Genomic DNA, 13,727 nt, shown 5'->3' on the forward strand with positions numbered 1-13,727 from the left:
CCTGTCGACGTAGGATCGTCGCGTGGAACAGCGCGAGCGGCCCGAGGGCGGACAGGACTGGACCGACGGTCACGTCGCGCGCTGGCTGCCCGTGCTGCCGAGCCTCGACCCCGACGTCGAGGGCGCGGTGACCCGGGCGAAGCTGCTGGCCAACCACCTACGCCGGGTACGGGAGAAGTCACTTGTCGACTTCGACCTGCAACGACCCGAGTTCGACACCCTGCACGCGCTCGCCGGGCGGCACGGCCGGGCGGTGCCGTCACAGCTCGCCGAAGACCTCAACCTGGCGCCCCCCTCGGTGACCGCCCGGATCGACGCCCTGGTCGCCCGCGGTTTCGTCCGGCGCACCCCCTCGACGGAGGACCGGCGACGGGTCGACATCGAGTTGACCGAGCAGGGCCGCGCCGCCTGGCTCGGCGCGATGGACGTCCTCGGTCACGAGGAATACCGGCTGCTCGGCGTGCTCAGCGTCGACGAGCGGCGCACCCTCGCCGACCTGCTGCGCCGGGTCATGATCGCCGCCGAGCGGCCGTCCACGCCCTGACACCACGTCCCGCGCCCGCAGGGCACCGGGGCCAGGCCGGCCGTCAGAGCTCGAAGAGGTCCGCCAGGGCGGCGCCGATCCGGGCCATGCTCGCCCCGGTCGCCATCCCGACCCGCTCCACCGCGACCGCCGCCGGCACCCGGCGCAGCCGGTTGACCACCACGACCCCGGTCACCGGATCGGTCTCGGCCAGCGGCACCACGAACGGCGGCAGTTCGGTGCTGCCGCGTTGCCGGACGATCGGCGCGCAGTACGGGGAGGCGGAGGGCCGATCGTTGTGCGCGTCGCCGGAGAGCACGACGACCCGGTGCCGGGCCTGCTGGGCGGGGTCGCCGACGGTCCAGATCTCGCCCCGGTTCACGCGGCGCCGGCCAGGTCCGACCAGTCCGCGTCGACCTGGTCGGCATAGCGGTCGAAGGCGTCGAGCTCGTCCCGGACCTCCGGGTTGGCGGCGAGCCACGCCTCGTGCTGGTGCGCCGCCGCGCGGAGGGCCTCCTTGCGGGCCGCCCGGTCGATCCAGGCGGAGAGGGAGAGACCGTCCTGCTTCGCCGCGGCCCGGGCCCGGGCGAGCGTGTCCGGGTTCAGGCTGAGGGTCACCTTGTCGGCCATAACCGCGATGGTACGCCCGGTGGTATGGACAGAGGTATCCGCAGCGCCGGCTCGCAGCGCCGCACCGGTCACCCGTCCAGCGGGGCGGCGACCGGCTGCGGCCGCAGGGGGTGCGGTCCCGGCCGGGTCCGTGGGCCGGCCCGCCGGGAGTACGGTCGTGGTGTGCCGTCGTCCCCGCTCCGGGTTGCCACACCGGCCGCCTGCCCGGCAGATCCGTCCGTGCACGACGGGACCGGTGAGGATCGGCGCTGGCTCAGGGCGGCCATCGAAGTGTCCCGGCTCTCACCGCCCTCGCCGAGCCACTACGCCGTCGGAGCGGTCGTCGTGGACCGGCACGGTGTGCCGCTGGCGACCGGCTACACGGGCGAGACCGACCCCTCCTACCACGCGGAGGAGGCCGCGCTGGCGAAGCTCGCCACCCGGGAGGATCTGGATCTGGTCGGGGCCACCCTCTACACGTCGATGGAACCCTGCACCGCCCGCAGGTCGCGGCCGGACCCGTGCACCGGCCTGCTGCTCGCGGCCGGTCTCACCCGGGTGGTGCTGGCCCTGCGCGAGCCGCTGCTCTTCGCCGACTGCGACGGCGTGGCGACCCTCCGGCAGGGCGGGGTCGACGTCGTCGAGATCGGCGACCTTGGGGATCTCGTCGTCGAGATCAACGCTCACCTCCTGAGCCGCTGCCGTAGCTGAGCCGTGGCGGCGGTGGACCCACCCTCGCGCCGACATCCCGGGTGGGTCATAGCGCCCGGACGCATTCGGCGGTGAACTGCGGAAACGTCCACTGCAGCATTCTTCGCCCCACTTATGTTCTTCGGTTCAAAAAGAGCACTTAACTGGCGGGTAACACCACGAACCTAGCGTGCCACTGGACGTGAAATCGACTCACGTAAGTCCGATCTGGACATCTCTTGGACCGCACGTCAGAGCCCCCACTACCCACGAGGTTCCGATGCCTGCTGCCCGGGTTCCGTTCGACCTTGTCATCGCAATCACCCCCTGTGGTGGCACCGAACCTAGTCCCCACCTCGTCACCGCAGCCCGTGCCGGCGGCGGTCGGGGAGTACTCGACCTGGCCGGCGGCGGCGACCGCGCGCTGGCGGCCCTCTCCGTAGCGGCGACCGGGCCGCTGGGGATCCGCGTCCCCGCCGGCTGCACGGCCACGCCGTCCGATATCGAGCATGCCGGCGCCGGCCGGGTCGACCTCGTCGTGCTTCCGGTGGACAGCCCGTGGACGGTGGCCGAAACCGCCGGGCGGTTCCGGGTACTCGTCGAGGTGACCAGCCACGACGAGGCACGCGCCGCCGCGGCCGCCGGAGCGCACGGCCTGATCGCCCGTGGCGCCGAGTCGGGCGGGCGGGTCGGCGAGCTGAGCGCCTTCGTGCTGACCCAGCAGTTGCTCGCCGACGAGACGCTGGGCCTGCCGGTCTGGGTCGCCGGCGGCATCGGCCCACAGAGCGCGGCGGCGTGCGTGGTCGGCGGCGCGGCCGGCGTCGTGCTGGACAGCCAGCTCGCCCTGATGCCCGAGTCCGAACTGCCCGACGAGGCACTCGCGGCGATCCGCCGGATGGACGGCTCGGAAACCGTCCTCGACGGCCGGCAGCGTGGCCTGCGAGTCGACGACATCCTGCTACCGGTGGGTCCCGACGGCTGGCTCGCCACCGCGTTCGCGCAACGGTGGCGGGACACCCGCGCCGCCGTACGCGGCGTCCGCGCGGCGATCCTCGCGGTGCTCGACGACGAGGCGGCCCCCCGCACGCTCGCCCCGGACGCGCCGCTGGCGCGGGCGCTCGGCCTCCGGATCCCGGTGGCCCAGGGGCCGATGACCCGGGTGAGCGACGAGGCGGCGTTCGCCGCGGCGGTCGCGGCGGACGGCGCCCTGCCGTTCGTCGCGCTGGCCCTGGCCGACGCCGCGCAGTCCCGCCGCATGCTCACCGAGACGGCCCGGGCGCTGGGCGACACCCCGTGGGGCGTGGGCGTGCTCGGCTTCGCCCCGGAGGAGTTGCGCGCCGCACAGGTCGAGGTGATCCGCGAGGTGCGGCCACACTGCGTCATCATCGCCGGCGGCCGACCGGCCCAGGCCAAGGCCCTGGAGGCCGAGGGCATCGCCGCGTTCCTGCACGTGCCGTCGCCCGTCCTGCTCAGGCAGTTCCTGCGGGCCGGCACGCGCCGGTTCGTCTTCGAGGGCGCCGAGTGCGGCGGGCACGTCGGGCCGCGTACCAGCTTTCCCCTCTGGGAGGCGCAGTCGGCGGTCCTGGCGGAGTTCCTCGACGAGCAGCCGGCCGAGGCCGCCGCCGAGGTGCAGGTCTTCTTCGCCGGAGGCATCCACGACGCGCGGTCGGCGGCGATGGTCGCCGCGCTGGCCGCGCCGCTGACCCGGCGCGGGGTGCGGGTCGGCGTGCTGATGGGCACGGCGTACCTCTTCACCCGGGAGGCGGTCGAGCACGGCGCGGTGCAGCCGCTGTTCCAGCGCGCGGCGCGGGACGCCACCCGCACCGCGCTGCTGGAGACCGCACCCGGGCACGCGACCCGCTGCCTGCCCAGCCCGTTCGTCGACGACTTCCACCAGCTGCGCACCGACCTGGAGGCGGCGGGCGTGGAGAGCCGGCAGATCTGGGAGCAGCTGGAGGTGCTCAACGTCGGCCGGCTCCGCATCGCCAGCAAGGGGCTGCGACGCGAGGGCGACCGGATCGTGGCCGTGGACGAGGCGGTGCAGCAGACCGAGGGCCTCTTCATGGCCGGCCAGGTGGCGGTGCTCCGCTCGGACCGGACCACCGTCGCCGACCTGCACCACGGCGTGACGACGGCGGCCACGGAGTTCCACGAGGCCAGGATGGCGTCCCTGCGCGACGAGCTGGCACCGGCAGGACCGGCCGCCGAGGCGCCGTCGCCGCTGGACGTCGCCATCGTCGGCATGTCCTGCGTCTTTCCCGGCTCGCCGGACCTGGCCGCGTTCTGGCGGACCGTCCTCGACGGCCGGGACGCGATCACCGAGGTGCCCGCCGACCGGTGGGACGTCGACCACTACTATGCGCCCGAGGTCGGCCCGGGACAGGCCGGCCGGATCAGCGTCTCCAAGTGGGGCGGCTTCCTCGACCCGGTGCCCTTCGACGCGATCCGGTACGGCATCCCACCCGCCGCACTGGCCAGCATCGACCCGACCCAACTGCTCGCCCTGGAGTTGTCGCACCGGGCGCTGGTCGACGCCGGCTACCCGTACGACGCGGCGGGCGCCGACCACTCGCGCACCGGGGTGATATTCGGCGCCGAGGCGGGCAGCGACATGGCGAACGCGCAGACGCTGCGGACGATGCTGCCCGCGTACGTCGGCGAGGTGCCGGCCGGGCTGGAGGAGCAACTGCCGAGGGTCACCGAGGACTCGTTCCCCGGCATCCTCGCCAACGTCATCGCCGGCCGGGTCGCCAACCGGCTCGATCTCGGCGGGCCCAACTTCACCGTCGACGCCGCCTGCGCCTCGTCACTGGCAGCCCTCGACGCGGCCTGCAAGGAGCTGGTCGCAGGCGGCAGCGACCTGATGATCTGCGGCGGTGCCGACCTGCACAACGGCATCAACGACTATCTGATGTTCACCTCGGCGCACGCGCTGTCGCCGACCGGGCGCTGCCGCACCTTCGACAGCACCGGCGACGGGATCGCGCTCGGCGAGGGCGTCGCCTGCCTCGTCCTCAAGCGGCTCGCCGACGCCGAGCGCGACGGCGACCGGATCTACGCGGTCGTCAAGGGCATCGGCGCCTCCAGCGACGGGCGCGCGCTCGGGCTGACCGCGCCGCGCCCCGCCGGGCAGCGCCGGGCGCTGGACCGGGCGTACCAGCGCAGCGGCGTCTCGCCCAGGGACGTGGAGCTGGTGGAGGCGCACGGCACCGGCACGGTGGTCGGCGACCGCACCGAGCTGGAGACCCTCACCACGAAGTTCACCGAGGCCGGGGCCGACCCCGGCGGCTGCGTGCTCGGGTCGGTGAAGTCGCAGATCGGGCACACCAAGTGTGCCGCCGGACTGGCCGGCGTCATCAAGGCGGTGCTGGCGCTGCAGACCGGAGTCAAGCCGCCCACCGGCAACCTGAGCCGCCCCAACCCGGCGTGGGATCCGGACCGGAGCCCCTTCGTCTTCCACACCGAACCCCGGCCCTGGCTCACCCCGCACGCCCGCCGGTATGCCGGGGTGAGCGCGTTCGGCTTCGGCGGCACGAACTACCACGTGGTGCTGGCCGCCCATCCGGGTGAGCCGGAGCCGCGCCACGCCCGCGACGAGTGGCCGGCCGAGCTCTTCTGCTTCCGCGGCGCCGACCGGGACGCGGCGCACCGCGCGGTCGAGCGGCTCGTCCAGCAGGCCGAGGGCCGGTCCCGGCGGCTGCGTGACCTGGCCGCGGCGCTCGCCCTGGAGTCGGACCGGCGCAGCGGGCCGGTGCGGGTGGCGGTCGTCGCCCGGGATGTCGACGAGTTGCTCCGGCTGCTGCGCCGGGCCCTGGCCGGCGAGCACGCGCCCGCGGACGGGCTGGTGCAGCCGGACGCGCCGACGGACGGCAAGGTGGCGTTCCTCTTTCCCGGGCAGGGCAGCCAGCGGCCGGGCGCGCTCGCCGAACTCTTCGTGGCCTTCCCCGAGCTGCGCCGCTACCTCCACCTCGGCGACCAGTGGGCCGGCGCGCTCTTCCCGCCCTCCGCGTTCGACCCGGAGGTGGCCCGCGCCCAGGACGACCGGGTACGCGACACCCGGGTCGCCCAGCCGGTGCTGGGCATCGGCGGCCTCGCCGTCGACCACCTGCTGGGCCGGCTCGGCGTCCGGCCGGACATGGCCGGCGGGCACAGCTACGGCGAGCTGGTGGCGCTCGCCGTAGCCGGGGCGTTCGACCCGGCGACCCTGCTCACGCTCAGCCGGGAGCGGGCCGCCTCGATCCTCGCCGCCGCCGGTGACGACCCGGGCACGATGGCCGCCGTCGCTGCCACGCCGGCCCAGGTGGCGGAGGTGCTCGCCGCCGCCGGGCTCGCCGACGAGGTGGTCCTGGCCAACCACAACGGGCCGGCGCAGGTGGTGATCTCCGGCCCCACTCCGGCGGTGCGGGCGGCGACCGCCGCGCTGAAGGCGGCCGGGCTGGCCGCCCGGCCGATCCCGGTCGCCTGCGCGTTCCACAGCCCGGTCGTGGCCGCCGGTGGGGAACGCTTCGCCGCCGCACTCGCCGGCCAGCCGGTGAACCCGCCCGGGATCCCGGTCTGGGCCAACCGGACCGCCGCACCGTACGCGCCGGACGCCGCCGCGGTCCGCGCCGGTCTGGCGGCCCAGATCGGGGCGCCGGTCCGCTTCGTCGACCAGATCGAGGCCATGTACGCCGACGGCGCGCGGGTCTTCGTCGAGGCGGGTCCGGGCACGGTGCTGACCAGGCTGGTCCGCGCGGTGCTCGGCGAGCGCCCGCACCTCGCGGTGGCCTGCGACGGGACGCCGCGCGAGCCCGGCCGGCAGGGGCCCGGTGAAGGGCTGCGCGCCTTCCTCACCGCCATCGCCGAGCTGGCCTGCGCCGGGGTGCCGGTGCGGCCCGGCTGGCTCTTCCACGGCCGCGACGCGGCGGCCGGCACGATCGCCGATCCGGTCGGGCGGCCGACGTGGACGGTCGACGGCCAGCTGGTCCGGGACAGCAACGGGGCGAGCCTGCGCGGTGGCATGGCACCCCCTCGACGCATCAAGGAGTTGCCGGTGAACGGGTCCGACAGAGTCGATGCATTCAACGGCGGCCGGGACAGCCGGGACGAGCTGCTCAGCGAGTTCCTGCGGACCAGCCGCGAGATGATCGCGTCCCAGCGCGACGTCCTGCTCGCGTACTTCGGTGCCGGGCAGGTCACCTGGCAACCCGCGCCGGCTCCGGCGCCGCCCGCGATCTCCATGGCGGTCACGACCGTGGCGGAGGAGCCGTCCGCACCACCCGTACCGGTCGCACCGCTGGCGGCGGCCGTCGCGGCGCCCGCACCGGCGTCGCCACCGCTGCCGGCGGTGGCGGCTGCCGGGATCGACTTCCAGGGATCCGTGCTGGCGGTGATCAGCGAACGGACCGGCTACCCGGTCGACCTGATCGACCTTGACCTCGACCTGGAGGCCGACCTGAGCGTCGACTCCATCAAGCGCGCCGAGGTGGCCGGCGAGGTCGCGTCCCGGCTCGGGCTCTCCGCCGACGGCGACGAGGCCGAACTGGAGGATCTGGTCCGGGCCCGCACGGTGCGGGCCATGGTGGCCTGGCTCACCGCGAAGGTGGACGGGGTCGGCGGTGCGGGCGTCGCGGCGTTATCGGCGGGGCCGGACTCGACCGGCCCGCCGTCCGGGTCCACCGGGGTCGCGCCCGAGCGCATGGTCAGCACGCTGGTCCCGCTCGACGAGACCCCGGCCCGGCCGGCGGCCCCGCTCGCCGGTGCGACGTTCGCCGTGGCCGGCGACCCGGCGGCGGTACGACGGATGGCCGAGCTGCTCGACGGGCACGGCGCCACGGTGCGGGAGGCCGGCGACGAGGCGTCCGCCGCCACCGCCGACGGCCTGATCCTGCTCGGCGAGGCGGCGGCGCTCCCGGGGGCGTTTCCGCTCGTCAGGAGCGCCCTCGCCGGTGGCGCCCGCTGGCTCGTCGCGGCCGTCGACACGGCAGCCGGCGCCACTGCCGCCGACGAGACCGCGCCCGCCGACGCGGTGTCGGATGACGCGGTGCCGGGTGACGCGGTGGCGGGTGACCCGGTGGCGGGTGACCCGGTGGTCGCCGGGATGACGGCCGGCGACGGCCTGCGCGGCTTCTTCCGCACGGCCGCCCGGGAGTACCCGGACCGCACGGTGCGGCTCGTGCTGACCGACGGCGCGGCGCCCGACGACGAACCCGCCGGCGCCGGGCTGGCGACCGCGGTCGTGGCCGAGCTGTGCGGCGGCGGGGACGCGCCGGTCGTCGTCCGGGCGGACGGCCGCCGGTACGCCTACGACCTGGTGCCGGAGGCGCTCGGCACGCTGGCGGTCGGTGGCGCCGGACCGGCCGGTGACGGCGTGGCGGAGGCACGGGCGATCGGGCTCGACCGGGACTCGGTCCTGGTCCTGGTCGGCGGCGCCCGGGGCATCACCCCGTGGTGCGCCCGCGCGCTCGCCGCCGCCACCGGCTGCCGCATCGAACTGGTCGGCCGCACCCCGCTGCCGGCCGGGGCGGAAAGTCCGGAGCTGGCGGGTCTGGACGGCGCCGAGCTGCGCGCCGCGCTGGCCCGTCGGGGCGTCGGCTCCCCGGCCGAGATCGAGCGGGCCGCGCGGGCCGTCCTGGCCGGCCGCGAGGTCGAGGCGACACTGCGCGAGCTTCGCGAGCTCGGCAGCGACGTGCGGTACCACGCGCTGGACGTCCGCGACGGGGCGGCGGTGGGCCGCCTGCTCGCCCGGGTGCACGGCGACCGTGGCCGGATCGACGGGCTCGTCTATGCCGCCGGTGTCATCGAGGACAAGCTGATCGCCGACAAGACCCCGGAGTCGTTCGCCCGGGTCTTCGGCACCAAGGTCGACGGCGCGCGGGCGGTGCTCGGCGCTCTCGCCGGCCTCTCCCCCGCCCCGCGGTTCGTCGCGCTCTTCGGCAGCATCGCGGCGGCGTACGGCAACCGAGGTCAGGGCGACTACGCCGCCGCCAACGACGCGCTCGACGCCCTCGGCGGGCGCTGGGCGACGGAGACCGGGAACCGGTGCCTCACCCTCCACTGGGGACCGTGGGCGCCCGGTGCCGGGCACGGCGGGATGGTCACCGCCGAGCTCGGCAAGGAGTACGCCCGGCGCGGCATCAAGCTCATCGACCCCGAGGAGGGCGCGCTCTGCCTGCTGCGGGAGCTGGCCTGGGGCGACCCGGCGACCACGTCGGTCGTCTACACGGCATCCGGCTGGTGAGTTCTGTTGACCGGGGCGAGGTTGTCGGAGGCGGGACTGTGACCGGACACCAGATCGCCATCGTGGGGATGGCGGCGCTGATGCCCTCGGCGGGCACGCTGGAGGCGTACTGGCGCAACCTCGTCGACGGCGTCGACGCGATCACCGACGTGCCGCCGCAGCGCTGGGATCCGTCGTTCTACGACCCGGACGAGGCACACCGGCCGGACCGGCTCTACTGCCGGCGCGGCGGCTTCGTCGACGAGCTGGCCACCTTCGACCCGCTCCGGTTCGGCATCATGCCGGCGTCGGTCGGCGACATCGAGCCGGATCAGCTCATCGCGCTGCGGGTCGCCGCCGCGGCCATCGACGACGCGGGCGGCCCGGACCGGATGCCGTCCGGCGACCGGGTGGGCGTCATCCTCGGCCGGGGCGGCACGCTCAGCCCGGCCCAGGCCCGGTACGCCACCCGGGTGCGGGTGCCCACCCAGCTCGTCCAGGTCCTCCGCGAGGTCCTGCCCGACGTCGAGCCGGACCGCATCGACCTGGTGCGGCGCCGGTTCGAGGAGCGGCTCGGCCGGCACCAGCCGGAGGGGACGATCGGCATCGTGCCGAACCTGGCCGCCTCCCGGGTCGCGAACCGGCTCAACCTGCGCGGCCCGGCCTACACCGTCGACGCCGCCTGCGCCTCGTCGCTGCTCGCCGTCGACCAGGCGATCGGCGAGCTGAACGGCGGGCGGCTGGACGCGGTCCTCGCCGGCGGCGTGCACCACACGCACGACATCAGCTTCTGGTCGGTCTTCAGCCAGCTCGGCGCGCTCTCCCGGCGCGGCCAGATCAGGCCCTTCGACGCCTCGGCCGACGGGCTGCTGATCGGCGAGGGGACCGGGATCGTCGTCCTCAAGCGGCTGGCGGACGCGGTGCGCGACGGCGACCGGATCTACGCGGTGGTGCGTGGCAGCGGCACCTCCAGCGACGGGCGCGCGGCGAGCATGTTCAACCCGGCCTCGGCCGGCCAGGTGCTGGCGATCCGACGGGCCTGGGCCGCGGCGGGCCTGGACCCGGCCGCGCCCGACGCGCTCGGGCTGCTGGAGGCGCACGGCACCGCGACACCCACCGGGGACGCCGCCGAGCTCGCCACCGTCGCCGAGGTCTTCGGACCCCACCGGGGCGGGCCCCGGCCGGTGATCGGCTCGGTCAAGTCGATGATCGGGCACGCCATGCCGGCCGCCGGCATCGCCGGGCTGATCAAGGCGGCGCTCGCGGTCCACCACGGCGTGCTGCTCCCGACCCTGCACTGTGCGGCGCCGCGCCCGGAGCTGGCACAGACCCGGTTCGCCCCGATCGCCGCCGCGCAGCCGTGGGAGTCTGCGGGTCCCCGGCGGGCCGGCGTCAACGCGTTCGGCTTCGGCGGGATCAACGCGCACGTCGTCCTCGAACAGGCACCGGAGGGCGCGAACGGCCGGGGCTCCGGGGCGGGCGTACCCGCCGGAGGGGTCGCCGTCGACGAGCCGGACCAGGTGCTCTGGCTGGCCGCGCCCGATCCGGCGGCGCTCGGCCGGCTGCTGGACGCCGACGACGCCGCGGTCCGCGCGGCCGGCCTGAGCCCGGGGGCGGCGGTCGCCGCCGGCGGGCGGTGCCGGCTCGGTGTGGTCGGGCCGGACGGACGACGGCTCGCCGTCGCCCGCCGCGCGGCGGCCACGGGCAGCGCGTGGCGGGGCGCCCGGGACGTCTGGTTCAGCCCGGAATCGCTGCTCGGCGGTTCCGGGCCGGGCCGGCTGGCGTTCGTCTTTCCCGGCCTGGAGGCCGAATTCGCGCCCCGGACCCGCGACGTCGCCGCCCACTTCGGGCTCGCCGACCGCGACTGGTCGGCACTGGACCTGGGCCGGCACGGCGCCGGCGTCATCGAGGTGGGCAGGTTCTTCGACCAGGCGCTCGGCCGCATCGGCGTACGGCCGGACACGGTCGCCGGCTACAGCATCGGCGAGTGGGCGGCGGCGGCCACCACCGGGCAGGTCAGCGCGTCGTCTATGGACGAGTTTCTGGCGCTCTTCGACGCGGCGTCGGTGGAGGTCTCCGGCTACGCGTTCGCGGTGGCCGGCGCACCGGCGGAACGGGTCGGGCCGCTGCTCGACCGGCATTCCGAGCTGGTGCTCTCGCACGACAACACGCCGTCGCAGTGCATCGTGAACGGCCCCGAGCCCGAGGTGGACCGCCTCGTGCAGGCGCTGCGCGCGGAGAACGTGCTCTGCCAGAAGCTGCCGTTCCGCTCGGCCTTCCACACCCCGAGGTTCGCCACCGGCCTGCGGGCGATCGGCGACGCGCTGCGCCGCAGCGACGTGCACCGGCCCCGGGTACCGGTCTGGTCGGCGACCGTCGCGGCGCCGTTCCCGCCCGAGCCGGAGCAGGTCCAGGAGATCTTCGTGCGGCACATGCTCGAACCGGTGCGGTTCCGCGCACTGGTCGCCGCCATGTACGACGCGGGCGTGCGGGTGTTCCTCCAGGTCGGCACCGGCCAGTTGGCCTCGCTGATCGCCGACAACCTGCGCGGGCGCGACCATCTCGCGATGCCGGTCAACGTGCCGCACCGCAGCGGCCTCAACCAGCTACGCCGGGTCGCGACCGCGCTCTGGGTCGAGGGCGCCGCCCCGGACCTGGCCGCCCTCGGCCCGGCACCGGCACCGACATCGGCACCGGCGCGTCCGGCGCGGACGGGTCCGGTGCTCAAGCTCGACCTCGGCGGCTCGCTGGTCAGCCTCGGCGAGGGTGCCGGCGGGCTGCTCGGCAGCGGTGCGCCGCCCGCGTCTCCCACCGGGCCGGCACCGGTGCCCACCGGCGTACCGGTGCCCGCGCGTTCCCCCGAGCCGGTCGCGGACGGGGCGCTCTCCACACTGGACCGGCTCGCCGGCCGGTCGAGTGCCGCCGCCGAGCTGGCCGCCCTGCTGCGCGACACGGCCGGCAGCGCCGTCACCGTACTGGAGGCCGCGGTGCGCCCTCCGGCCGTGCCGGTGCGCCCTCCGGCCCCGCCCGCGCCAGCGCCCGTGCCGACCCGGCGCGCACCCGCGCCGGAGACGGCACCGGCGGCACCGGCGGCACCGGCGGCACCGGCGGCACCGGCGGCACCGGCGGCACCGGCCCAGCCGTACCGCACCGTGCTGCGGGCCAGTGTGGAGACGATGCCGTACCTGCGGGACCACTGCTTCTTCGTGCAGCCCGACGACTGGCCGGATCTGGAGGACCGGTGGCCGGTGGTGCCCGCGACCACCGTCGTACAGCACATGATGGACGCCGCCGAGGCGGCCGCACCCGGTCAGCGGGCGGTCGCCGTGCGGGACGCCCGGTTCAACCGCTGGATCATCGCCGCGCCGCCGCAGGACATCACGATCACCGTGACGCCGACCGGACCGGGACGGATGTCGGTACAGCTCGGCCAGTACGCGCGCGCCACGGTCGAGGTCGCCCCCGACCACCCGGCCGTCCCACCCGAGGTCTGGGAGCACGACCCGGCCACCGAGCGGCCGACCCCGGTCAGCGCCGCCGAGATGTACGCCGACCGCCTCATGTTCCACGGTCCGCTCTTCCAGGCCGTCACCGCCGTGCACGCGCTCGGCGACCGGCACGTCCGCGGCCTGCTCACCACGCCCACACCGCCGGGGGCCCTGCTCGACAACGCCCTCCAGATGATCGGCAACTGGCTCGTCGCCACCCAGCACTCCCGCACGGTCGCACTGCCGGTCGGCCTCGGCCACGTACGCTTCTTCGGGCCGGCACCGGCGGCCGGCACCCCCGTCGAGTGCGTGGCGCGGATCGGGTCCATCGACGACGCCCAGATCGTCGCCGCCGCGCAGCTGATCGTCGGTGGACGGGTGTGGGCCCAGATCGACGGCATCCTCGACCGGCGGTTCGACAGCCACCACACCGCCAAGCCGGCCGAACGCTTCCCCGAGCGCTACCCCATGTCGCTGCGGCAGCCGGAGGGCTGGGCGATGGCGTTCGACTGCTGGACCGACCTGGTCACCCGGGGCATGGCGGCCCGTGCCGTCCTCGGCAACGCCCGGTACGCCGACTACGAGCGGCAGCCGCCCGGCGAGCGCAAGGGGTGGCTGCTGGGCCGGATCGCCGCCAAGGACGCGGTGCGGTTCCGGCTCTGGGAGGACGGCCACCGCACCGTCTATCCGATCGAGCTGACCGTGACCGACGAGCCGGACGGCCGGCCCCGGATGCGGACGTCGCCGATGCGTGACTACCGGGAATGCGACATCTCCCTGGCGTACACCGGCGAGATCGGGGTGGCGATCGCCAGGGCGCGCGAGCCCGGCACGCCGCCCGGGGCGCCGGGAGTGGGGATCGACGTCGCCGAGATCACCGAGCATCCCGCCGGTGCCGTCGACACCGCGCTCGCCGCGCTCTCCGCGCAGGAGAGGTCGTTGCTGGCCTCACTCGGCGGCGACGCGGCGGAGTGGTTCGCCCGGTTCCGGGCGGCCACCCGGGCCGCGGCCAGGGCCGAAGGCATCGCACCCGCCGGAGACCCGCCCCGGCCGCGGGTCGTGGCGGCGACGCCGCAGGCACTCACCGTCGAGGTGGCCGGACACACCTACCAGGTCGGACATCGCATCGTGCACAACCCCGACGACCTGCCGCCCCGGCGGTACGCCGTCGGGTGGACATGGGGACCCCTCCCCACCGGTCGCGGGTAGCAGACCCACC

The 13,727-nt window shown here is 75.6% G+C and carries 6 protein-coding genes; 4 read left to right on the forward strand and 2 right to left on the reverse strand.

Annotation, left to right across the window (positions count from 1 at the left end; all coding sequences use genetic code 11):
• Positions 1 to 22 precede the first annotated feature (22 nt).
• The gene (locus ACN27G_RS12180; RefSeq protein WP_421492912.1) at positions 23 to 544 is read left to right on the forward strand and encodes a MarR family winged helix-turn-helix transcriptional regulator; all 522 of its coding nucleotides are present in this window, start codon (positions 23 to 25) and stop codon (positions 542 to 544) included.
• Between the two features lie 43 nt (positions 545 to 587).
• On the opposite strand, the gene ACN27G_RS12185 is transcribed toward ACN27G_RS12180, so the two are convergent.
• Positions 588 to 905 (reverse strand): type II toxin-antitoxin system PemK/MazF family toxin, encoded by a 318-nt coding sequence (locus tag ACN27G_RS12185; RefSeq protein ID WP_421492913.1) that lies wholly within the window; start codon positions 903 to 905, stop codon positions 588 to 590.
• Positions 902 to 1,153, reverse strand: coding sequence for a hypothetical protein (locus ACN27G_RS12190; protein ID WP_421492914.1), 252 nt, complete (start codon positions 1,151 to 1,153; stop codon positions 902 to 904). Before ACN27G_RS12190 ends, ACN27G_RS12185 begins: the two co-directional genes overlap by 4 nt.
• 219 nt (positions 1,154 to 1,372) lie before the next feature.
• On the opposite strand from ACN27G_RS12190, the gene ACN27G_RS12195 reads away from it, so the two are divergent.
• From ACN27G_RS12195 to ACN27G_RS12205, 3 genes are all read left to right on the forward strand, one after another.
• Positions 1,373 to 1,843, forward strand: a complete 471-nt coding sequence (locus ACN27G_RS12195) for a dCMP deaminase (RefSeq protein ID WP_421497305.1) — start codon at positions 1,373 to 1,375, stop codon at positions 1,841 to 1,843.
• Between the two features lie 259 nt (positions 1,844 to 2,102).
• On the forward strand, positions 2,103 to 9,041 hold the full coding sequence (locus ACN27G_RS12200; RefSeq protein ID WP_421492915.1) for an SDR family oxidoreductase: 6,939 nt from the start codon (positions 2,103 to 2,105) through the stop codon (positions 9,039 to 9,041).
• Positions 9,042 to 9,079: 38 nt separating this feature from the next.
• A complete protein-coding gene (locus ACN27G_RS12205; RefSeq protein ID WP_421492916.1) occupies positions 9,080 to 13,717 on the forward strand; it encodes a beta-ketoacyl synthase N-terminal-like domain-containing protein in 4,638 nt (1,545 codons plus the stop codon).
• The last annotated feature ends 10 nt before the right edge of the window (positions 13,718 to 13,727 follow it).

It is taken from the genome of Plantactinospora sp. WMMB334, assembly GCF_049179095.1.
GTDB lineage: Bacteria > Actinomycetota > Actinomycetes > Mycobacteriales > Micromonosporaceae > Plantactinospora.

Excerpts from the sequence above, each read along its gene's own strand:
- ACN27G_RS12190 (WP_421492914.1), bottom strand. The coding sequence starts at position 1,153 with ATGGCCGACAAGGTGACCCTCAGCCTGAACCCGGACACGCTCGCCCGG.
- ACN27G_RS12200 (WP_421492915.1), top strand. The coding sequence starts at position 2,103 with ATGCCTGCTGCCCGGGTTCCGTTCGACCTTGTCATCGCAATCACCCCC.